This is a genomic window from Cupriavidus sp. SW-Y-13, assembly GCF_009793345.1.
Taxonomy (GTDB): Bacteria; Pseudomonadota; Gammaproteobacteria; order Burkholderiales; family Burkholderiaceae; genus Cupriavidus.
In genome coordinates, this window is record NZ_WHLX01000005.1 from 63702 (window position 1) to 84406 (window position 20705).

General features: G+C 59.3%; 22 protein-coding genes. 8 read left to right on the plus strand and 14 right to left on the minus strand.

Going from position 1 to position 20705, the window contains the following annotated elements; genetic code table 11:
* Positions 1 to 17: 17 nt before the first annotated feature.
* Positions 18 to 914, plus strand: a complete 897-nt coding sequence (locus tag GA566_RS31925; protein WP_137927684.1) for a DNA/RNA non-specific endonuclease — start codon at positions 18 to 20, stop codon at positions 912 to 914.
* Between the two features lie 99 nt (positions 915 to 1013).
* On the opposite strand, the gene GA566_RS31930 is transcribed toward GA566_RS31925, so the two are convergent.
* The 3 genes from GA566_RS31930 to GA566_RS31940 form a co-directional block, all read right to left on the minus strand.
* A complete protein-coding gene (locus GA566_RS31930; RefSeq protein WP_237380990.1) occupies positions 1014 to 1901 on the minus strand; it encodes a hypothetical protein in 888 nt (295 codons plus the stop codon).
* 31 nt (positions 1902 to 1932) lie between these two features.
* On the minus strand, positions 1933 to 2223 hold the full coding sequence (locus GA566_RS31935; RefSeq protein ID WP_137927682.1) for an HU family DNA-binding protein: 291 nt from the start codon (positions 2221 to 2223) through the stop codon (positions 1933 to 1935).
* A gap of 196 nt (positions 2224 to 2419) precedes the next feature.
* The gene (locus GA566_RS31940; protein WP_137927681.1) at positions 2420 to 3550 is read right to left on the minus strand and encodes an integrase domain-containing protein; all 1131 of its coding nucleotides are present in this window, start codon (positions 3548 to 3550) and stop codon (positions 2420 to 2422) included.
* A 1029-nt stretch (positions 3551 to 4579) separates the two neighbouring features.
* Between GA566_RS31940 and GA566_RS31945 the strand changes: the two genes are divergently transcribed.
* The 3 genes from GA566_RS31945 to GA566_RS33610 are packed head-to-tail and all read left to right on the plus strand — an operon-like array spanning position 4580 to position 6241.
* Complete coding sequence (locus tag GA566_RS31945; protein ID WP_137927680.1) at positions 4580 to 5602, plus strand: PRTRC system protein D; 1023 nt, start codon at positions 4580 to 4582, stop codon at positions 5600 to 5602.
* A 9-nt stretch (positions 5603 to 5611) separates the two neighbouring features.
* Positions 5612 to 6049, plus strand: coding sequence for a hypothetical protein (locus GA566_RS31950; protein WP_137927679.1), 438 nt, complete (start codon positions 5612 to 5614; stop codon positions 6047 to 6049).
* 60 nt (positions 6050 to 6109) lie between these two features.
* Complete coding sequence (locus tag GA566_RS33610) at positions 6110 to 6241, plus strand: hypothetical protein (RefSeq protein WP_255459743.1); 132 nt, start codon at positions 6110 to 6112, stop codon at positions 6239 to 6241.
* 70 nt (positions 6242 to 6311) lie between these two features.
* Here the strand turns inward: GA566_RS33610 and GA566_RS31955 are convergent, their stop codons facing one another.
* The 6 genes from GA566_RS31955 to GA566_RS31980 form a co-directional block, all read right to left on the minus strand.
* Positions 6312 to 6524: a hypothetical protein gene (locus tag GA566_RS31955; protein WP_137927678.1), complete on the minus strand. Its 213-nt coding sequence runs from the start codon at positions 6522 to 6524 to the stop codon at positions 6312 to 6314.
* 100 nt (positions 6525 to 6624) lie between these two features.
* On the minus strand, positions 6625 to 7695 hold the full coding sequence (locus GA566_RS31960; RefSeq protein WP_137927690.1) for a primase-helicase zinc-binding domain-containing protein: 1071 nt from the start codon (positions 7693 to 7695) through the stop codon (positions 6625 to 6627).
* 237 nt (positions 7696 to 7932) lie between these two features.
* Entirely contained in the window at positions 7933 to 8496 is a 564-nt protein-coding gene (locus GA566_RS31965; RefSeq protein WP_137927677.1) for a single-stranded DNA-binding protein, read from the minus strand.
* Between the two features lie 12 nt (positions 8497 to 8508).
* On the minus strand, positions 8509 to 9291 hold the full coding sequence (locus tag GA566_RS31970) for a hypothetical protein (protein ID WP_137927676.1): 783 nt from the start codon (positions 9289 to 9291) through the stop codon (positions 8509 to 8511).
* 6 nt (positions 9292 to 9297) lie between these two features.
* On the minus strand, positions 9298 to 9726 hold the full coding sequence (locus tag GA566_RS31975; RefSeq protein WP_137927675.1) for a hypothetical protein: 429 nt from the start codon (positions 9724 to 9726) through the stop codon (positions 9298 to 9300).
* Positions 9727 to 9824: 98 nt separating this feature from the next.
* Positions 9825 to 10133, minus strand: coding sequence for a hypothetical protein (locus GA566_RS31980; RefSeq protein ID WP_137927674.1), 309 nt, complete (start codon positions 10131 to 10133; stop codon positions 9825 to 9827).
* Positions 10134 to 10726: 593 nt separating this feature from the next.
* Between GA566_RS31980 and GA566_RS31985 the strand changes: the two genes are divergently transcribed.
* From GA566_RS31985 to GA566_RS32000, 4 genes are all read left to right on the plus strand, one after another.
* Positions 10727 to 11932: a hypothetical protein gene (locus GA566_RS31985; RefSeq protein WP_137927673.1), complete on the plus strand. Its 1206-nt coding sequence runs from the start codon at positions 10727 to 10729 to the stop codon at positions 11930 to 11932.
* Positions 11933 to 11947: 15 nt separating this feature from the next.
* A complete protein-coding gene (locus tag GA566_RS31990) occupies positions 11948 to 13126 on the plus strand; it encodes a FlhC family transcriptional regulator (protein ID WP_137927672.1) in 1179 nt (392 codons plus the stop codon).
* Between the two features lie 431 nt (positions 13127 to 13557).
* Positions 13558 to 13755 (plus strand): YqaE/Pmp3 family membrane protein, encoded by a 198-nt coding sequence (locus GA566_RS31995; protein WP_137927688.1) that lies wholly within the window; start codon positions 13558 to 13560, stop codon positions 13753 to 13755.
* 96 nt (positions 13756 to 13851) lie between these two features.
* Positions 13852 to 14682 (plus strand): hypothetical protein, encoded by an 831-nt coding sequence (locus GA566_RS32000; protein ID WP_137927671.1) that lies wholly within the window; start codon positions 13852 to 13854, stop codon positions 14680 to 14682.
* 239 nt (positions 14683 to 14921) lie between these two features.
* Here the strand turns inward: GA566_RS32000 and GA566_RS32005 are convergent, their stop codons facing one another.
* The 5 genes from GA566_RS32005 to GA566_RS32025 all read right to left on the minus strand — a co-directional run bounded on the left by GA566_RS32005 (position 14922) and on the right by GA566_RS32025 (position 20705).
* Positions 14922 to 16253, minus strand: coding sequence for an adhesin (locus GA566_RS32005; protein ID WP_137927670.1), 1332 nt, complete (start codon positions 16251 to 16253; stop codon positions 14922 to 14924).
* Positions 16254 to 16379: 126 nt separating this feature from the next.
* Entirely contained in the window at positions 16380 to 16994 is a 615-nt protein-coding gene (locus tag GA566_RS32010; protein ID WP_137927669.1) for a type 4 pilus major pilin, read from the minus strand.
* A 25-nt stretch (positions 16995 to 17019) separates the two neighbouring features.
* A complete protein-coding gene (locus tag GA566_RS32015; RefSeq protein WP_137927668.1) occupies positions 17020 to 18243 on the minus strand; it encodes a pilus assembly protein TadE in 1224 nt (407 codons plus the stop codon).
* The gene (locus GA566_RS32020) at positions 18244 to 20040 is read right to left on the minus strand and encodes an ATPase, T2SS/T4P/T4SS family (protein ID WP_137927667.1); all 1797 of its coding nucleotides are present in this window, start codon (positions 20038 to 20040) and stop codon (positions 18244 to 18246) included.
* 8 nt (positions 20041 to 20048) lie between these two features.
* Positions 20049 to 20705: a hypothetical protein gene (locus GA566_RS32025; RefSeq protein ID WP_137927666.1), complete on the minus strand. Its 657-nt coding sequence runs from the start codon at positions 20703 to 20705 to the stop codon at positions 20049 to 20051.

Here is a 20705-nt window from a genome sequence, read left to right on the forward strand (position 1 = left end):
CTCAGGGTACTTCCAGCATGATCCGCCATCTCGCAGTAGCACTCACCCTGGCGCTCGGCACGGCAGCGGCGTCCGCCAAAGACACAGCGCAGTGCCCGCACGTTCTCACCGCAGGCACGCCCACGGTCGCACAGGCGGCGAGCAATAACCGCCTGCTCTGCTACCGGGCCTACGCCGTTCTTTACTCGAGCCAGACCCGCACTGCCTTGTGGTCGGCGGAGCGCCTCACAGCCGCAGCCGTGGACGCAGCCCGCACGTTGCCGCGAGACAGCGATTTCTACGAAGAGGATCGTCTGCCGGCTCCTGATCGAGCACGCCTGGCGGATTTCGCACGATCTGGCTGGGACCGAGGCCACCTATCGCCAAGCGGTGATTTCGCAGACAAGGCATCGCAAGCCGAGAGCTTCAGCTTGGCGAACATCGTGCCGCAGAATAGCGTATCCAACCGTCGCACGTGGAGCCACATCGAGACTTCGACGCGTCGGCTGGCGCGACAATATGGCGCCATCCAGGTGGTCACCGGCCCTATGTTCTCGCGCGACAGTGCGACCCTCAACGGTAGGGTTCGGATCCCCGATTACCTATGGAAGGCTATCTATGTGCCCGGCGTCGGTGCCGGCGCCTATGTTGTCCGCAACGACGCAACGCCGGCATACAGCGCCATCAGCATCGAAGAGCTGGCGCACTTCACGGGCGTCGACCCATTCCCAGCGCTGACTCGCGCGCAGCGAGCTTCGGCACTCGATCTGCCAGCGCCTACGCCGCATCCTGGCGAAAAGATCTCCCGCCGCGTAGCATTCGCATGGCTAGTCTCGGGTGAATCGCTTGGGGATAAATCTGCTGCGCCGTCGCTCAACCGCCTTGTCGGCGATGCCAGTGCGCTCGCCACCATCATTCTTGCCTACGCGCGTTAGACGCTGATGGCCCCAGCGCCGAAAGGAACATGTTCCTTTCAAAAGCGACAAAAGAGGGGCCTGCGGACCCCTCTTTTGCCTTCAAAGCGCCGACAGATTTCAGCGTAGTAGCCAATAGGCTAGCGCACCGTAGTAGAGCGACAACGGAACGGCTGCACCGCAAAGCGAAGCAGCCACAAACCGGAATCGCGATGGGCGTGCGGCATGGGCGAGTTCGCGAGCACGGCTCCGAACCTGCGCTACCGTAGCGCTAACGAGACCGTCAGCGGCGGCCCCGTCCCAGGCAGCGAGCCATTCCATGTCCGAGTTATGTACATCACCGACGAAAAGCGAGATATCGGCCGCGCCCAAACGCCGTGCACGCTCCACGGCGAATTCCAGCATGAAAACGCTTCGCAATGGAATGTTGAGTTCCGGCTCGATCATCGCGAGCCAGCTGTAGTCTTGGTCGGGGAAAACCGGACCTGCCCTGTCGCCCTTCCCCACACGCCTCTGACAATTGAGCTCTAGATACTCGGCTGGCGCAGGAAAGCCGGCGATCCTGCGCCGCTCCGCAGGCGATATCGCGTGATATGCCGCCGAGCCACCGATGTCCTGCAGTCGTCGATGGCCGTTGCGCCCAAACCGGTCTGCCGCCGTCCGCTTTTCCCGCCATATGCAGCGACTCAGTTGCAACAATCGTGCCGGTGTCGCTGCCGCCTTAAGCTGCATGACGAAAGCGTCCCGGAGCGGGATCTGGGTCCAGTCGTCCATCTCGACTTGGATGCCACGGTAGAGCTTCGCAAACTTCGTTTCACCGAATACGAGCTCACCAGAAGCTGCCGCGATGGTACGTTCCACGAGGGCCTTGTACTGGAGGTTCGTGCCGCCGGTCAAACCATGCAAGACGCCATATACATGACAACGCACGCCGTTGTACTCAAACCTCGTCACATCGATGCGCTGTGGAACCTCTCCTGAGTCATTAAGCAACTCGGCAACGGACATGTACTTGGGCAGCTCGCCTGCGGCGCACTCCTTAGCCATGCGGCACCGCGTTGACCGCGTCCTTAAAACGCTGCCCAGCCTTGAACTTCACAGTGTTCGCCGCCTCGACCGTGATCTCTTCGCCGGTGCGGGGATTTCGGGCAAGCCGTTCGGCCCTTGTCCCTTTGCTGAAGGTTCCGAACCCCACCAGGCTCAACGATTCGCCTTTAGCTACCGCCTGGACGATGGCGGTCAGCGTGGCATTGAGCACCTGCTCAGCTTTCGTCTTGGACAAGCCATCGACACGTGCGGCGATCGCATCGATCAGTTCTGCCTTCGTCATTTTCAATCTCCAATTTTAAGAGGGAATCCGATTCAAGCATGCCGCGGTCACCCAAATTCCCCGAAAAGACAGCAGAAAAGTCCGAGCTTTCCGGTTTTTTAGCATGAGCACGCTCAGGCGAAGGGGGCCCATATCGCCGATGCCTAACCGCGCCTACCTTCGCGCCGACGCTGTCGGCAGCAGCGCGTATAAACATCTAGCTTGCGATGCGCCGGTATAGACTCTGGCGCGTTATCCCTAGCTCCGAAGCGGCTCTGCTCTTATTACCGCTGTGTCTGCGCAATGCCGCCTCGGCATCTTCACGAGATACCTCGGGCTTGCCGGCGGCAGCCATCGCAGCAAAGGTCGACAAATAGGCGCCACTCTTCGACGGCTTACTGTGGCCAGCAGCAAGAACGACCGCTTGAATTGCCTGACGATGAGCCTCCAGGTCCGGCGCCGCGCCACCCTTGACTGGCGCCGGTGCCCCCGCCTCCTCTTCGTACACCTGGTGTGCCCACCCATGCCGCAAACCGTGACTCGTTACGCCCAGGCCCTTTTTGTACACACCGTGCTTCCGCAGAACCGCGTTGTAGTAGTTTCGCCAGCGCTTCATGGAATATGAAGCCGGAGTCGTAGACCCACTCACGGGATCGATGACGCGTGCCGCCTTTTCCAGAACCATTAGCTGAAGTCGAATGGGAACCTCCCGCTTCCGGCCACCCTTGGTACCGTCGACGACCCGCAGTGTGTCCAAGTTTTTCAATGCGGTAGCGATCTTGAGCGACCAACTCTCCTCAATTCGTAACCCGAATGCGGCTTGTAGCTCCAATTGGATGGCTACACGCGGATCATCCTTCGCAATGTCGGCGATCACTGCCAGAGCGTCCACACCGCATCCTTCCCACGACTTGTCTCTCGTCGTCACATATGACCGAACGAGTCCATTCTCCTCGCGATCTGTGTAAGCACTTAGCGGACGAACGAGGTCGTGCTTGCCAAGCCATTGGCAGAAGGCCTTGAGGTGACTGAGCTTGTTCTCAATCGTCCCCCCTGTCTGTCCTTCCCGCACCCAGTACTCGACCAATGCCTGAATGTGCTTGTGCCGTAGCGAGTAAGGGCTCTCGATCATCAGGCCAAGTTCGCGGAGCTCCGCGAGTGAGCGACACACGGTGTACATCCGCCGCTCCTGCGTTTTGAGTGACGCGCTCTTGAGACTCATCCGTGTCTGGCTAAGGATCTTCCTCAGATTGTCCGAAAGTACCACCTCGGTCTCGGACTTCATTCGTGTGGGTAGGTCGTATTTAGCCAAAAGGCCCCGGATGTCGAACACCGCCGCCTGGCGCATGATTTCGCTCCTCTAATTGCTGTTCTCGACGCTGTGCGATCACGCGATGCCCCCGTAACACCGCGTTTGGCCTCAACGCCCCTCTCTGCCGTTTAACCACCGACCGTGGCCCTGCTCTTCCAGGTCCTTTAGCGATTCCATTGGCTGGTCAGCCCTCACGCGGAAGAAGCGTGCATGACTGTCCCGATCGAACCAACTGCGCTACGCGCAATAGGCTCGACGGGCTACCCGGTTGCTGGAGGGAACCGCTCCCCAACATGAACGCCACATGGTGCAAGCACCACGCTACGCCGCCCGCGTAACTCTTGTTGCGCTGTTCTTTTCTACGGCCGCGCACGCCGTTCGTATGAAGTTGGAGCGTCTGGTTGATCAGTTCAACCCACGTCCTGCCCGTCAGGTAGCGACATCTGAACCGCCGTGTATCGGGTTCACCGTTCGCATACCCCGCTTCTCGCCGCTGGGCTAGTGGAATAGATAGAGGCAACAATGTGTCCGGGTGTCCGGTTTGCACATGTCCTCATTTCAGCTCATTCCCCAAAACCGACCGCAAAGCCAATTGGTATCGCGGTGTCCGGGGTCCTCAGTGTGGGCCAGTATGTACTTGAGCCGATTGAAAAAAATGCCGCGACATTGTGCGGCTCGGACAGATGCGCCCCTAAACCCATTTGTAGGAAGGATTCAGAGGGTAGATTTGCCGCGCAAATGGCGGCGAGGTCGATGCGTCGGGGACGCGGTAGATGCGCCAAGCATAAACCACGATTCAAGCGTGTGGCAACGTATCGAAGCCTAATTTGGCGAGCTTTTGCGGACTTGACTTTGGTTTTGCGACGGTAGAGTGGGCTGTGACGATGTGCCACCAAGTCGGACCAACTGGCACTTGATCCGTCCATGTCCGAGATAGTGGCATCAAACTGAACCAACATCGTGGGACTTGGTGCCATCAACTAGGACATGGTGGGACTTGTGCGGACGTTTCCGAACTGGCGCATCGAGCAGAGCAACACAAACCATCTGAGAGGAATTGCGGTCATGAAGCAACACGCCGAACACATTAAGCACACGACCTTCGCCATCGACGTAGGCTACGGCAACACCAAGTCAGCCTGGGCTCAGGGCTCGGAGATCGCCATGAACATGTTTCCGTCCCTCGCACCGCTCGCGCCAAACACCGCGCTGAATAGCTTCGGCGGCGGCGTCTTCAAATCACGCAACGTCGTCACCGTGGAAGTGGATGGAGCGCGATACCAAGTGGGACCGGACGTATCGATCAGCGGTGCGCACGTACATACAGGTCGATCTCTGTCGGAGGATTTCGCAGCTACGTCAAACTATGCTGCGCTGCTGGCGGGTGCCCTTCATTACGCCGGCGCGCGCGAGGTAGAGCGCCTCGTTCTGGGGCTGCCGGTCCACAACACCCAGAAATACGCCGCCCACCTGAAAGACCGCTTCGCAGGCACGCATGATTTCGGGTGGGGCGAGATTCAGATTGGCAATGTACTCCCCCTGCCTCAGCCGCTCGGCACCCTTATCAGCTACATTCAGCAAAGCGGTAAGCAATACGATCCCGACAACGCCTACTTGGTCATCGACGTAGGCTATTTCACCACCGATTGGGTGGTTGCACGCGGCTACACGGTGGACGACACCCGCAGCGGTGGTGTGCCCGGCGGCGCGGCTCGCGTCTACCAGCAGGTCGCGAGCCTGATCACCGCTGACCGTGGCCAGCCGGACGCGGGCATCGAGCGCATCGACAAGGCCATCCGGGAATCCAAGCCCCTGGTATATTTTGGCGAGGATCTCGATATTGGCCCCTATCTGTCCGAAGCATTGGCGATCACCCAGCAACCAGTCAAGGAAATTCAGACCCGCGTCGGTCGTACTGATGATCTGCGCGCGATCATTTTGACTGGCGGCGGTGCACAGATCTATGCGCCGGCGATCCGCGCCGCCTTTCCCCTCAATGTCATCCACATGATGGATGCACCCTGCTTCGCGAACGTCCGCGGTTTCTACGCGATCGGGGCTGCGCGGCATGCAAACCGCAAGGCGTAAGGCGACGTCATGGACAAGCTGCAGATGACCGTGACGCTGTCCGAACCGGAGCTGCTCGCGTATGTACGGCAGTTCTCCGGGGCACGAGAGCGTTCCTTCATGTTGCGAATGCTCGCTATGCGTGGCCTTCAGGCGGGGCTGCAGAGTGGAGCCGATGGCGCGCTTTTGCCGCTAATGGCAAGCCCACCGATAATGCGCGTGGCGGAGGCGGACCCATTGCAATCCGCCAACTCCTCTACTGTCACCCAGGAAGAAGAGTTCCGGGATTCCGCGCCGCCGCTACGAGGCCAGCCGCCAGTGGCACCACCCACTGCGACACCTGACGGCGCCGCCCGTTCGTCTTCGATGCAGACCGCCGATGCCATGAAAGAACCGAGCGACGACCATTTCGATCCGCTGGCAGGCCTGGACATCGATGCACTCAATGACGCAATGGCCCGATACTAGACATACGCTTGACCTCAGCGAGTTGTGTGGCAATCTATAACAAACCTCAGGAGAATTCATATGAAGTTCTTTGACTACCTCTCGACCAACCACGACATTAACCGTTTCGTGTTCGCAGTCGTGATCTGCTACTGCGTACTGGAGGCGGCCGTCGCTTGCTACCGCGGCTTCAAGGCGCGGAAGCCAGCCTGATAAAAGCGGCGCGCGGAAATAAAAAAGCCCGGCATTTGCCGGGCTTTGTGTTTAATGGGATGGGTCCGCTTCAATGTACCGTCGTGGGCGTCAGGCAATAATCCATCGCCGAGTCAAATGAAAGGCCCTTCTCGACCAACGTCATATCACCGGATGGTTCACGTCGATAGACGTCGAAGAACTGCGCGTCCGACTGATTGGCCTGAACATCGCGAGTCAAAGTGCGACGCATGGCTTGGATATGGAGCTTGTTCACGATCGCGGTGAAACCCTTTTGCGGCATTGCATTTCTCCTGAGAGATCCTGCCACATTGGGAGTCCGCCCACGTGGGACAGACCCACGGGGCAGAGGTTGAAAGAGAACCGCCGGTTGGCGGGGAAAATCAGGCGGTGACCGCCTGTTGAGAAATCTGGCGCAACTGGAACTCTGTTCGCCATTCGTCACAGAAGTCCGTGCCTCGGATCTTGGGACGATGAAGCACTACCTTGAAGCCGGCTTGACGCAAGCGCCTTTGAAGCGCGAGCGCATCGGCTACGCCGGGCGACTTCCCCGTCTTCACATCAACAGCATCGAAGTCCGCGAAGATGTGGATCGTCTGGATACCAAGACCGTCAGGTACAACGAACTGGCTGAGAAGTACACGGTTAAGGCAGTACCAGGTCGGCACACCGAACTGCATGTACGCGGCGTAAGCCGTTTCCAGCCCTTCGGCGATACCCAACTCGCCATTGCGCGGCGCCATCAAGCGGACAGCACCGCCCGCCGGTGGAAGCGCCGACACGTCGTTGCGCTTCGAGGGAAGAATCTCCCCGTCTTCGCTGATCACAGTGGCCTTCTCAGGCCGATTGGGATCCAACGATGTCCGATGCACGGTTGCCATGCGGCCGTCTGGCAGCGTGAACTGCGCAACGATCGTCGGGAACCGTCCGATCAATTGCTTCTCGTGCCAGTACTCCTGTACGGCCAACCGCAACGACTGCGGCCGCGGGGCGCGTAGCCCAGGAACCCGGGCGGCAAGGTACTGCATCGCGAGGTCACCCGATGACAGAGGCGATGCCTTGGACCACTGCTGCTCGATCCGACGCAGCTTTGCCGCCGAATCAAGCGGCTTGCGCGTCGACACGGGCCGATCGGGTAGCTGCAATGGCGCCGGCGGCGCCGCGCCATTGAGCCGACACTTCAGCTCGTAGTAGGACATGTTGGTGTATCGGCGGACCAGCTCGAGGCCGTCACCGCCGCCAGGATTTCCGTTATTGCATTTGCGACACACCCAATCTCCGCGATCACGCTTGCGGGTGTAAGTGAACCGATCTTTCCCACCGCATATCGGGCAAGGGCAAGGTCGACCGCTCCAGAAGGCATCCGTCAGGACGCCAGCAGGTAAATACTCTGCAATGAGTGCATCCCACTGACGGGATTCCCAACTCGCAACAATCACGCTCAGATCTTTCATTTTCATGGGATGCTCCAGGTGGAGTAGGTTTGTCGATGCCTGAGACAGGCGAAGGAACGCTTGCTCAAAAGACATCCCGGCGGGTAGCCAGAAGGTCTTTTCAGCATGGCGCTTCGAGGGAGATGGAAGAATCAGTGGCGCGGCAGCGAATCGCCGGCAACGTAAGGAAGGTGCAACCGCTACCGGGAACCCGGCAGCAGTTGCAAATTGAAATTTCGACGCCTGGCTCCGGCTGCCTTAGCGCCGGAACGGTATCCCATCGAGCGCCAGAGGAGCCGCGAACGGTATGTCGTCGTCAAACTGATCGAAGCCATCACGCTGCGCCCCGCCACCGCCGTAACCTCCAGCCGGCTGTTGCCCAGCGTGGCGTTGCGACTGTCGATGGCCTTGTGCAGCACCGCCGGTGCGCTGACCAGCATTGCCACCTTCGTCCAGACCATTGTCATCGCCGCCGGACTGTCCGCCCTGACGGCCACCCAGCATTTGCATCTGGTCAGCAACGATCTCTGTGCTGTACTTGTCCTGGCCGGACTGGTCTTGCCATTTGCGCGTACGGATGCGGCCCTCAATGTAGACGGATGAGCCTTTCTTCAGATATTGGCCAGCGATCTCCGCCAGCTTCCCGAAGAAGGCAATGCGATGCCACTCGGTCGCTTCCTTGAACTCGCCGGACTGCTTGTCCTTGTAGCGATCCGTCGTTGCGAGGCGAATGTTGGTAACTGCGTCACCGCTCGGCAGGTAACGAGTTTCAGGATCGGCCCCGAGGTTGCCGACGAGGATGACTTTGTTTACGGATGCCATGTTGTTTCCTTGTCAATGAATACGGTTAATGGACCAGACCCAACGGTCCCAAAGCTTCTGCTTTTGCGTGCCCTTTTCGAAGATGGGACGACCGGTCGCCTGGTCAAAAGCGAGAACTTTCTCTTTATAGAGACGCTTGATGCCGACGCGCTCACCGACTTTAGAGCGCGCGTCCGCCAGGACGTCCTTGAGGCCTTCGCCCTGCAGCGTCTTCACACCATTGTTGGTGTCAAGCTTCACGGCGAAAGACGTATAAGTTGGCTTGCCACCTTGCTTTCGGTTGGGGAACTCCATTTCGCCCCATTCGATGAGCGTTCCGACGGTGTAGTCAGCTGACGAAGCTTCTTCGTGCGACGTGGTATGCGCGGTCCGCGCAATGGCAGAGCCTCGCCGATCCGACAGACCACGGCCATCGTGCGTCTCTTGGGCCGCCTTGTGCTCCACCGGCGACGACTGCGTGGGCTGCTGCTTGGCGTCACGCATCACCGTTTCCGCGACCGATTTGGGCGTCACGCCCTTTTCGTCGTAGACGCGCACCTTGGTCCAACGAGGAAACACCTCCGGCAGCAGCTTTGAGCCGAACGCTGTTTGCTGGATCAGGCTATCGAACTCCGCTCGAAAATGGACAACGCAGTCGCCCTCATCACGGAAGAGATGCGGCACGCCGCTGATGAAGATCTCGTATTCGTTATCCGCGCCGGTTCCAACAGCTACTTCTGCGGCTTCTGCGGCTGTACTGGCACCCTGCCCCAGGATGGCAACAGTCGCCTGCTTGATGAACTTGAAAAGCGACATGAGATTTCAGAGAAGAGAGCCGCAGCACTGTTGCCTGACCTCTTCGAGATCAGCCTTCAGTCGGGCATTGTTGAGGACAACGTCTTGCAGCACTTCGGGGCTAACGCCACACACTGCACAGACGTATATGTAGGGAAGCGCTCCGTCCCAATATCCAAAGATCCAACCGAGCGTCATGCAGTACTCCTCATGATCGAGCGGCTTCCTTCGGATACGAGCGCGCAAGAGTTCTGCGCAGTCAATCAACGATTCAGGCATGTTGTCGCCGCGACGGCTGTCACAGGCCAGGCTGATCAACGCATCGACCATCTTCTCCCGCACCGCCTCGCTCCAATGCGAGGGGTCAGGCAAAGGGTCAAGCTTGGGAGGCGGGACAACGATGGCGGCCGCTTCACCGAAGAAGTCCAGCTGCCATCCTGCTGTGTTTGTTTCCATGATGGTCTCCGGACAGGCATCCAGAGACCCACCTGTCGGCGGGTATTGGATACCCGCGACAGGTGGAATGAGGCCGCCCAGGATTGGGCGACTAGGGATTAGGAACGATCGTGCGTTCCGGTGCGACGGATAGGCGTGACCACGGCCGAGCGTTCGTACTGCTTCTCGGGTGGTTGTGCCGGCTGCTCAGCGGTCGCTTGCGGCTTCGCTGGGACATCAGGCATCGACACCTTGGGGGCGGCTGGTACGACCTTGCTCCACTGAATTGCTTTCTCCTTCAGAAAGAAGAACGCAACAACAGTGACAAACACACCAACGATGAAGGACTGTGAAGCCAGATACAACACCATAGCCAAAGCGAGAAGCTTGAGCGGGCGCTTGATCAGGTTATTGGCGAAGGATTCCATGGTTTCTCTCGAGAAACGTTGATAGGGGGATTTCCTGGCGGATGCCGGGCGATTATTCGATGCTCGAGGAGCAAGGAATCCGATGGCGGGCGCAACGCGCTTGCGGCATGCTCATTGGCATGGCGTAAGCACGCTGGGATTAGAAGGCGTCAGTGAGATGGCACCGTATGAGCTATCTGGTGCGAGTCGATGCGTCGATGACGCGGGGATGATTCTGATGCTATGGGCAAAACGTCGCCAAGACATTGGAGAAAGCTCACAAAAAAGGCCCGTCTTTCTGGTTTTTTTCGATGAGCGTGCTCAGAAATCCCGCCAACGCATACACGCACCCCGTCTTTACTTTTATTTACCTTTGTCTTAAACGTTGCTTATATGGACCCCTGACCATAGGGGTAAGTGCCTACAAGCAAGGCTCCAGCGTCCCGATAAGACACCCTTAGGCAAACAGCTTTCCACTCCCCTCCGGAAAAGCCGCATCGAAAAAGCGAGCTTTCTCCGATCTGAACGCTCCCTCGCTTTCGTAACCTTCACGTTAGCTTGACATCGCGTTCAGACCGATACGCTGTTTGTCGGGACATCAACAGAGAGTCGAAATGCCTCAAGGTAAAGATAAGAAAGCTCAGGCCGAGCAGCAGGCCGATATCGTCAACTACGCGGGAAGCACAGACACGGCACGATACGCGCTTGCACTGCGCCAGGCTTTCGGCGACATCCCGGTCAGCGAGGACATGCTGAGCCGTTTGCTGGAATGCATCCGGAACGTTCAACGCACCACGGACAAGATCAAGCGTCTAATTCTTGACCTGGGCGCGGACCTGCAGCAAATTCACGACTCCGCAACCGAGATCGCCGTCACACACTACGGCGATTCAAGAGCCGCACGGTCTCGCGGCTGGGATCTCTTCTTTCACATCGCAGAGAACCATCTTGAGCTATCCCGAAGCAAGGCAGAGCTCTACCTGAACCTTTACCGGCGCTTCTTGAGCCATAACGGCGCGTTGTCGAAGTTGAATGTCGGCGAACTTATGATTCTTCGCCGTAATGACTATACGGACGATGAGATTGACGCCGTCATCGAATATAAGGAAACGGACCCAACGTATCACCGAGACAACATCCGGAAGTTCGTCGACAAGCTTCGCCGGCAACAGGAAGACCTGTCAGAAGTTCAAAACAGGCTAGACATCGCCACCGGCGAACTCGCGAGCACTGTCGCAGAGAACACGGAAAAAGACTTCGAGATCCGCAAACTGAACTCCGAAATCTCTCGACTGACGGCCGCTTCGGATGCGAACAGTACCGCGCTGAGCGCAGCACGCGAAGAGCTGACGCGTCAAAATGCCACGTTCAGCCGGCTGCAAATGCAGATTCACGACCTCGAACAGGAGAAGCAAGAGCTTCAATCGCGGATCGCCTACTCCAAGGCCCATGCCCGCCCCGAGACCGTCCCCATCGAGATCGTGCCCCCAGGCTACGCGTCGCTCGAGGAAGCGCTCACCGCCAAAAATGAGCAACTGGCTGCTGCCCAGGCAGAATTGACCGCCCTTCAGAGCAAGCGCGACGCAATCGACCACGAAATTTCCGAGAACCAGGACGCGTTGGACCGTCGCACCCGTGCCAGCGAGAGCCTGCGGAAGCTCGTCCAGATGTTCGAGTCGCTCGTCTCGACGTTTGCTAGCGCCCAGTTGGCGGTCCAGCTTGACGGAGAGGTTGAAAAATACCGCCCCACATTGAGCGTGCTCGACGGCATTGTCATTCGCCTTCAGGCGGACATCCGTGCAGCCCTGAAGTCCGCATAAGAAAAGGAGTACATCATGCAAGCCCAATCTCCAACAGCGGATTTCGAACGACTGCTGCTTTCGCGAATGACACGAGACCGTATTCGCTCCGCCAACTATCATCTGACCGACCATTTGGCAGAAATTCTCTCGCACCACCCCGAGCTTGAGGCTACGCTCCAGATCGGGCATGAAAATGTGGAGCGCGTTCGTCAAGCCGAGGTCACGCAGCGCGAATTGATGGGCACGCCTTTCCTCGTCGTTACGCCTACGCTCACCGATGTGCAGGACTGGCGCTGTTTGGCAGAGAACACAACGACCACACTGGCAATCGATGAGCTGCGCTCCAACATGCCGCCGTGGGACACCGACGATAAGCTGCGACTGTTCTATAACAACCGCCACTACATCTGGCTGCTGGCAGAACTGCTCCACGTCAGCATCCTTGCGGCACCGCTTCTTGGACTGAGCAAGGATCTCGCAGAGTATCTCCGATCGCTACCCCAACATGTGCTTGACCGCGCGATCGCCCGGATCGATTTCCCGATCTTCAAGTGGCGGCTTCCAAGCAAGCCGTTTTGGATCGACTTCGATACGGGCCGCATCATGCCCGACACCCTTGCGCACCATTTTATTGCCGCGACGCCGATGCGTGCCGACAAACTCGCTGGCAAACATAGTTGGACACGCCTCACGTTGGAGCCGGTCGCCAAGCGCGTCTACTCGGATCTGATGATCCGTCAGAGATTCCGCGCGTCGATCGTGGCGTCGTTGCTCGGGATGAGCGGAACGTACACGCGGAACCAGTTCCAACAAATTCACGGCGACTCCTCCCCTTCCGGCCAACTCCCGTCCTCTACCGCCTGGTACTTCGAGCACGCCACGCATCGCCTCCAAGCCACGGCTATGGTTTCGTTCTACAGGATAGCGCAGTCCTTCGGTGCCAACGTCCCCGAGGCATTGATCGCGGCATACGACCTGTTCGAGAAGATCTTTGGCACGATTTCGAAAATCTCAGCTGACCGAGCGTGCCACATCTGTCGGATTATCTCGACAGAAGCCACGCTAGAATTGGCGCCCTGCCGTGTTTGCAGGACTCCCTATCTCATTGCCAACACGGCTCCCCGCATCGAACTCAGCCACAATTTCTCCTGCCCGAACTGCAGTGGCGCGCTCGGTGGCCCACACGCTGATTCCCGAAAGAGGAAGAAATAGTATTTATGTACATCGCACTTTGGCTGCCAGCCATACTCGCCTTCTTCTTGGCCCCTCGCGTAGGCCGCAATCGCTTTCTCTGGACAGCGATCTGCTTCTGCACCTCGTTGATTGGCCTCGTTGCGCTGATCTTGCTCCCCAGCCGGAAACATCCGAGGTTGGCGGAGTATCTCCAAGCCCATCCGCAGTGCCAAACGCAACACGGCGTCAGCTGCGCCTACTGCGGCTCGCGGAGCATTCGTCTGTGGAGGGAGACCGGTTTCATGGTCGCTCGCCAATACCACCTGTGCAATTCGTGTGGAAAGACTCTGTACACGTCCTAGCCAGCACCCCCTGGACGTGGGGTAAAAATTGGCGCTTTATTGCCGAATAGTCAAATGGGCGGTGATGTATCCTTCTGCCCTTGTCATTTTTGCCATTTGCTTGCAACGATGCGATTACTCCTAGCCATTCTGCTGCCGTGGCTGCAGTTCTTCACGATCGGGAGACCGTTCGCCGGCGTCGTCTGCTTGATACTTCAGGCAACAGTGATCGGCTGGATTCCGGCGGCCATTTGGTCGGCATATGCGTTGAGCCAATACAAAACCGACCAGAAGATTCAGGCCGCACTTAACAATCGCGGCCGATGATTTTTTCACGGGCTTGACAAGCGGATTAAGCCCGTAGGATGGAATTAAGCGGTTCAGATCGAGCCGCGGTCCATACCGAAAACAGAGGAAGAAGAAATGCAAAAGACCAAGTTCGCACTCTCCATCGTTTCTGCTGCTGCACTGCTGACCCTGGCCGCCTGTGGTGGCGGCGGTGGCGATAGCGCTTCTGCGGCGCAGCAGCCTGCAACGCCGACGCCGCCCGCGCCGACCATTACCGTTCAGGGTAGCGCCACAGTGGTTTCCGGTGACCCTCTTGCCGTCATCCTCGTGCCGCAGGGCTCATCGACCACGAAGACTGTTACCGGCACAATCTCCTCGGCTAGCTTCGCGGCTCAGTTCCAGAAGGCGACTGCCGAAGGCGCGTACACACAGTTCGGCGTTGACGCAAATAGCCTGGTGACGCTCAGTTCCGGCAAGGTCGTGGACGTAGCGGGCAACGGTGACTTCGCCATTGGCCGGTGGACTGACGGTGGCAGCTCTGTTGGCACAATCAACAGCAACCAAGGTTCCCACTACGCCGTAGGGAGGCCGATTAAGCTCCTTCCCGACTTGACTGTCGGAGCCCCGGATATCAAAGTGAATTGCTCTGCCGTAGCGAGCACTAGCCCCACCGCTGTAAGCGGCAACTTTGCTCCGGGTAAGCTCAACTCGGCCGTAGCAGTCGTTGATTTGACATTTGCCACGCTTGACAGCTTCAATCTCGACGTCGCCATCGGCTCCGATGCGCACGCCACCGCAGCTGTGACCGGCTCAATTCTCAACGGCGTTTTCATTGCCGGCGGCGTTCTGCAGCAAGTTCAGACTTTTGGGCCTTCTGCAACGAAGCCGTACTTGGCCATTGGTTATGCCATCCCTACCCCCACGAGTGGGGACGTTACTGGGGTCGTCGTTCTGAAGTGCCAGTAAGCCCCTCGCACGGCGTATGACGGCCAGCCCTGCTGGCCGTTTTTTTTGCTATCTTCGGAGAATGACGCGGCCTTCACGCGTTCATCACCGGTAAGGGTGCTTAAGAGTAGCGGATTGACGGTGAGGTCGTTGGCGCTCACTGCCTGCCCTTGGCATCCTATTCCTTGCCCTTTTCACAGCTAAAATAATAGAAATAGCCCCGTCGCGGCGGGGCTTTTTGGGGTCAAGAGCGACCTGAGTTAGCCGCCGTTGCCGCCCCCATCTTGAATGATGGGGAAGGCTTGGACCCACGCAGTGCCCGGCGGGCACGCGTATCCATCGGTCTGCCGATATCCCCTGTCGCCAAACGGCGAAAATGCGTCCGCAACGGATCCGGCACGATTGTCCGTCGAGTAGGCGCCAGCCCCCTGATAAATTCCCGGTGACCCTGCCTTGTAATAACAGAGCATCGGGTAACTATTCGCGGCGCCCGAGCCTCCATATTGCCATGTCATAGAGTGTATGCCCATCCCACCACCGGACGCAGCCTTCCACACACCCGATTGGCAAGAAAGTATCTTGCCCGATGCGTCGCTCCGAATCGACCCTTGGGGGTCCCCGCATGCTTGTCCGTCAAACACTTGCTGCGATGTACCTGTTGAAGGGACCAAGGCACCGGCAGCGTATATATAGCCGTCTGTCACAACTGACCCGTTCGCCCTCACGTTCCCGTACGATTGGATCGCAGAGGCGTTAACTTGAGCGGCACCTACGATTCCCGCAATGGATGCGTTTCCGTAGGATTGAAGCCCGTTGGCTGCCACGAGGTTGCCCGTAACGTTACCGCTCGCGGCTACATTCCCGGCTGCCGACACAGAACCATTAGACTGGAAATTCCCCACGCGATTCATCGCCTGGTTGTTCGCATCCATTGGACCGGTCAGATTCAGCGAGCCGTCGCGCTTGTAGAACTGATTCATGGACTGCGCGAGCAGTGAGGTATTACCTACTCGCATCATCAGCACGCCGGCCGGCGTTCCCGGCAAAGGGTTCGCCGCCGACCAACTTGCCGCCATTCCAGTGATAAGGGCGGGATTCTCCGCGTATGAGGCACCGCCATCCACGCCGGCCATTTGAACTGCGGCTGCCATCAGGTCTGACCGGATATTGCCGGTCGCATCCCGATAACCGGCGGTGGAATACATCTGCCCAGGGATCGTGCAATTAGTCAGACCGGATGCGCAGTTTGTGGGCGTCAGATTGATAGTGAAGGAGATGCCCAATGGACTCTTGTCACTGAATCCAATGGGCAACAACTGCAGGTTCACCAGATCCTGAATCGTCGGCTGCAACGGCTTGGGTACGGTTGCAGTGACGCTGCCCGCCTGAATGCTGGTTGGTGTTGTCGGACTGGCGGCAAGCACAGTCATATTGTCAAACACGTACGTGTTCACGACCTGCGCCACGTTCTGCATGTACTGCCCAGTGCCCATCGCAAGGGCGTCATCGATGGCGCTGTTCGTGGTGTAGACCATCGTGGCCAGCCCCACCGCAGAAATCGTCAGCTGAAAGGCGGCATCCGTCATCAGCATCTTGGTTCTCCTTATGCGAAACCCGGCCACACGGCCGGGTCCTTATACCTCAGTATCATGCAGCCAATCAGCAGAGTATTACCGCTCAAAAGCTCGGCAATTTGCTATCGCTTTTGGCGGCAAGGCTTAGGCAACGACGATGTTGATCGTGTTGTTCCCGCCTGAGCAGGAAATCTGCGACGGATCGACCGAGCCGCCCACTGCCTTGATGACGGTACCGTTCACCACGATCTTGCCGGCGCTACCTTGGTATGCCGCCACGAGGGAGCTGCAGGCAGCGTCAGGCTGCTGCGACAGCGTCCACTGGATGGCATCGTTCGCGCTCAACAGCTGCGCCGGCGCCACAGCCAGTTGCGCACCGCCGGGCTGGACGATCACGTTGCTGCCCGCCACCGTCATAGTCGTCAGATCCTTGAAGATGCCGTTGTTGATAAGGCCGGACATCGAGACCTTGCTGTACTGGCCGCGGTAGGTCGCTTTCGTCTTGCCCACCACCGAGTTCAACTCGGAAGTCAGTTGCTGGACTTCAGTGTCCGTCAGCGTACGGGCGAAGGCCACCAGCACGGCGATAAGCACGATGCCGGCAACGAGCAGGTAGATACCGTACTCCTCGATAATGCCGGCGCCGCGCTGACGGCCGAGCCGGCTCTTCGAGCTGATCGGCCGATCCTTGAGGGGCGTCAGCGCCGGAGCTTTCGTGGCTTCGATCGAGACGTCGTGTTCGTTGATTTGTTGGCTCATTTTTAAATCTCCTGGGGAATTGAAATCAAGGTTGGGGGGTGACAGTTGACGGCGCGACATGCTGTTTCGACATGCCCACAATCTGGGAACGTCCCTTCATCTCCATAGCGATGAAGAAGGGGGTGAACGACAAGCCTGTAATGAGGAACGCCATCGCAACCGACATACGGCGATTGAAAGCCGCAGCCTTCTTGAGCATCAAGGCGGGGGTATCCTTGAGCATGTCTGCGGCCACCTTGCTCAGCATCTTCGAGAGGTCTTCCTCGTACTCGGCGATATCCTGGATGTTGAAGCTGGTGTCCTTGTCGAAAAGGCCCGTGTCGAAGACCTTGCCCCCTTCGTTCGGGATGTACTCCAGGTTCAGCTCGATGCGCTCGATGTGGTACGCCAGGTAGGGATACGCGTTGTCCCGCATCAGCGACAGACCTGCCGACAAACTCTTACGATCGCCGCCGACGCGCTTTGTCACAGCGGACAACCCCGCGAAAAACTGCGCCCCCTGGAAGCGACGGAAAAAGTCGAACGGCAGCAGGTTCCGATCCATCCAGCCCCGGTGCTTGCCGACGTATCGCGTCAGCGCCCGCGCCGTCCATAGGACGATGCCAATCTCGGCAGCCAGCAACAGCCAGCCCCAATGGCGCAGGAACGTCGTTCCGATGTGGAATGCAGAGCCAAGCGGGCCATATTGGCTAGGATCGAGCAGCGCCTGGAACGACTTCTCCATCTTCGGGCCGGCGTAGAACGCCATCGTCCCCAAGTAGACGTGAAGGATCAGGAACGTAAAGACGACGCCGGTCAGAATGGCGACCATGCCTGTGCGCGCCTCTTTCAGCGCAAGCAGGTTCGCACCCAGCGTTTCCAGTCCTTCTCGAATGTCGCCGCCCTGCTCTGCCACGGCAAGGATCGGGATGTCCTCATCCGGCACCGTCCCTCGGAAGATCTCCGTGACCGTGGACTGCTGCTTCTCCCCGTCCAGGCCTTCGAAGCGCGCGAGCCAATGCGCCGACAGCTTTCCCAGCGGCTCACCAGCCCGGCGTGCGGCATCTTTGGCAAAGAAGTTCGATATCGGCTCGCCGGGCATCGCGGCAATACGCTTGGCCAGTGCGCTGTAGTACGTACCGCGCTCGGCGCGGAACCGGAACTTGGCCCAGAAGAGACGGTCGGCAAATACGCGGTCGCCGGCACGCAGACCGGGACCAACAACCTTGCCCTGCACAATCTGGCCAAAGCGCTGCATGGATTTGAGCACTCAATTTCTCCGTTGCATTTCACGCTGGCGCTTTGCCTCATAGGCGTCCAGCGACGTGATGCGTTCGACTTCGCGCGGATCCACGATCCCGGCGAAGACCTTGTACATGGCCACCTCGAATACCGTCTTGCCCGTGCTGTCGGGGATATCGAAGCCTGTCGTTCGCTTGGTGCGCTGATAGGCCGCGAGCTCGATGTTCATGGCGTCGCGGATGTAGACGAGATCCTGCTCGTCGGGCTCGAACATTTCGGCCACCACCGTACGCCCACGTGCGCCATTCAGGTCCGGCAAGTTCGGCCGGGCGCAGAGTTCGCAGCCCGCCGGGTTGCGCAGACGGATGCCCTCCACATCGAACTTGAAAAGTCGCTCGATCTGCTGCAGCTTGGCCGCGCCCAGAACGTTCTTCATTTCCGCGCCATGCAGGCCGCAGGAGCAGGTCTTCGGGAGCAGCGCCTGGTAGACGTACAGGTTGATAAAGCCGGGCGTAGCCAGAACGCTGCGCGGGATGCGAAGCTCACCGTCGGACAGTCGATCGGGCGCCGTCAGGGCACTTGGGGCGTGGACGGTCGTGAGCGCACGCAGGCCTGCACCGGCGACGTCACGGAAGAGACCGGCGGACTCGTGATCGCGCAATTCCCCCACCATCACAAAATGGGGGTTCATCCGCTTGATCTGCCGCTTCATCGCAATGAACGGATCTTCGTCGCGGTTGCCAGCATCCAGCGTCCGGGAAACCGAGAAGTGATGCGTGCCCGGTGCGATCAGCTCCACCGGATCTTCCACAGTCATCTTGTTCATCCATGCCGGCAGCCGCTGCATCACGGCCTGCGCGGAGGTGGTCTTGCCGGAGCCGACCACTCCCACGAACACGGTGCCTCCGCCGAGGTTCAACGTGCAACGATCCAGGAGCGCCGATTGCTGCGGGAAGTAGCCCAGATCCTCCACAAAGTCGAGGATGTGAGTTTGAGCCTCTTCGCGATGAACCCGCATCACGGTCAGATGACCGTTGACGCTCTGCGCAGACGCCCAGCGGCAGACGACGCTTTGCCCGTCAACGCGAGTGCGAATGCTCGTCTGCTGTGGTAAAGCGCGTGAAAACGCGTTGTGCGAGCCGCCCTTCCCTTTCTGGAATATATGCGACAGCGTGTCCAGCAGCACACCGGTTTCCATACGAAACTCGGGCGGGTCCACCAGATAGCCATCGATGGCGAACCGGATCTGCGAATGGGTGCCCTGGTCGACGATCTCCCAATGGATGTCGGAGGCCGTCTCCCGTAAGGTGAAGCGCAGGATGGCTTCAAAGTTGTGCCATAGCGCGCTTGCTGGGCGGCGGCCTGTCGCAGGCGTGCCGTCGGCCAAGCCCATCGGATCCACACCGCCGCGCGAGAGCGTCACCATCACCTGCGGCGCGGCCACATGCAACATCGGGGTCGCCGCGTCGTAACGCAGACGCAGCTGGCGCAGGATTTCCTCGGTGACGTCCGAATTGACCATCTCTCGGGTCAAGATCACCGCGAAGGTGCCACGACCGGCAGCGCCGCTACCTTCCGACACCAGCACCGGGCAGATCGAGTGACGCAGGGACTGCGACAGACTCAGTTCCTCGTAGAGCGTACTGAGGAAAACAGGCAAGTCATCTGCCGTGCCGATCTCCGTCGCGACTGCTGGCGGCGGCGCGAGGGTGGGCTCGACCGACGCCGCCGGCATGAACGACGCGCCGTTGCCGGTCAGCACGGTGACGCCATTCATACCGGCCATGCCGGTTTTGGCCTTTTCCGATTTGGAGAACAGTCCCATTTCGGCACTCAGCGCTGCGCAACCGGCGGCATCCCACCCGGCTGGGGCGGCGCGATCGGGGGCATGATGGGGGCAGCCGGCATCTGTGCAGGCTGCGGCAACGTCGACGGCATCTGGAAGGATGGAGCGGCCGCGCCGGGCAGACCACCTTGCGGCAGTGGCGACGACGGCCGCGCGGCGTTCATCCCCTCGCCGCCAGGTCGTTGTTCAAACAGGTTCACAGCATCGTCCTGCTCGTAGGGCGCGAAGAGCTTGGACTTGCCCTTCGTAAGCGTGGTGCCGCTCTCGGTGATGGCGCTCACGGTATAGCCGCGCCACTTTGCCCCCACCCTGGCTGAATAGGTCTCGCCGCCCCATTGCACATAGCTGCGCAGCGACATGGCGCCACCGGCGGAGCGGCCGTCAACGCCATAGAGGGCGATCGTGCGCGGGCGTGAACGCTCTACCTCCGCCTTGGCCTGCGCAGGGTTGGGTGCCGCCGACACCGCAGCGGGCGGCGCGCCCTTGTTCAGATCCTGCTCGATCTTCTGAAGCGCCACCCGTCCATCAGCGTCGATCAGCTTCTGTGTGATCGTCTTGGTGTCGTCGTCGGCGTAGGCACCGCCAACAACGGCGAGGCCCAGGATCGCGGCCAGCGTGCGGCCAGAGTTTCGTGCGAAGCGCAT

Excerpts from the sequence above, each read along its gene's own strand:
- GA566_RS31930 (WP_237380990.1), bottom strand. The coding sequence starts at position 1,901 with ATGTCCGTTGCCGAGTTGCTTAATGACTCAGGAGAGGTTCCACAGCGC.
- GA566_RS33610 (WP_255459743.1), top strand. The coding sequence starts at position 6,110 with ATGAAGTTCTTTGACTACCTCTCGACCAACCACGACATTAACCGTTTC.
- GA566_RS31965 (WP_137927677.1), bottom strand. The coding sequence starts at position 8,496 with ATGGCATCCGTAAACAAAGTCATCCTCGTCGGCAACCTCGGGGCCGAT.
- GA566_RS32005 (WP_137927670.1), bottom strand. The coding sequence starts at position 16,253 with ATGCTGATGACGGATGCCGCCTTTCAGCTGACGATTTCTGCGGTGGGG.
- GA566_RS32000 (WP_137927671.1), top strand. The coding sequence starts at position 13,852 with ATGCAAAAGACCAAGTTCGCACTCTCCATCGTTTCTGCTGCTGCACTG.
- GA566_RS31960 (WP_137927690.1), bottom strand. The coding sequence starts at position 7,695 with ATGAAAGATCTGAGCGTGATTGTTGCGAGTTGGGAATCCCGTCAGTGG.
- GA566_RS31950 (WP_137927679.1), top strand. The coding sequence starts at position 5,612 with ATGGACAAGCTGCAGATGACCGTGACGCTGTCCGAACCGGAGCTGCTC.
- GA566_RS31925 (WP_137927684.1), top strand. The coding sequence starts at position 18 with ATGATCCGCCATCTCGCAGTAGCACTCACCCTGGCGCTCGGCACGGCA.
- GA566_RS32010 (WP_137927669.1), bottom strand. The coding sequence starts at position 16,994 with ATGAGCCAACAAATCAACGAACACGACGTCTCGATCGAAGCCACGAAA.
- GA566_RS31935 (WP_137927682.1), bottom strand. The coding sequence starts at position 2,223 with ATGACGAAGGCAGAACTGATCGATGCGATCGCCGCACGTGTCGATGGC.
- GA566_RS31955 (WP_137927678.1), bottom strand. The coding sequence starts at position 6,524 with ATGCCGCAAAAGGGTTTCACCGCGATCGTGAACAAGCTCCATATCCAA.
- GA566_RS31980 (WP_137927674.1), bottom strand. The coding sequence starts at position 10,133 with ATGGAATCCTTCGCCAATAACCTGATCAAGCGCCCGCTCAAGCTTCTC.
- GA566_RS31990 (WP_137927672.1), top strand. The coding sequence starts at position 11,948 with ATGCAAGCCCAATCTCCAACAGCGGATTTCGAACGACTGCTGCTTTCG.
- GA566_RS31940 (WP_137927681.1), bottom strand. The coding sequence starts at position 3,550 with ATGCGCCAGGCGGCGGTGTTCGACATCCGGGGCCTTTTGGCTAAATAC.
- GA566_RS31995 (WP_137927688.1), top strand. The coding sequence starts at position 13,558 with ATGCGATTACTCCTAGCCATTCTGCTGCCGTGGCTGCAGTTCTTCACG.
- GA566_RS32020 (WP_137927667.1), bottom strand. The coding sequence starts at position 20,040 with ATGGGACTGTTCTCCAAATCGGAAAAGGCCAAAACCGGCATGGCCGGT.
- GA566_RS31975 (WP_137927675.1), bottom strand. The coding sequence starts at position 9,726 with ATGGAAACAAACACAGCAGGATGGCAGCTGGACTTCTTCGGTGAAGCG.
- GA566_RS32025 (WP_137927666.1), bottom strand. The coding sequence starts at position 20,705 with ATGCGCTTCGCACGAAACTCTGGCCGCACGCTGGCCGCGATCCTGGGC.
- GA566_RS31970 (WP_137927676.1), bottom strand. The coding sequence starts at position 9,291 with ATGTCGCTTTTCAAGTTCATCAAGCAGGCGACTGTTGCCATCCTGGGG.
- GA566_RS31945 (WP_137927680.1), top strand. The coding sequence starts at position 4,580 with ATGAAGCAACACGCCGAACACATTAAGCACACGACCTTCGCCATCGAC.
- GA566_RS31985 (WP_137927673.1), top strand. The coding sequence starts at position 10,727 with ATGCCTCAAGGTAAAGATAAGAAAGCTCAGGCCGAGCAGCAGGCCGAT.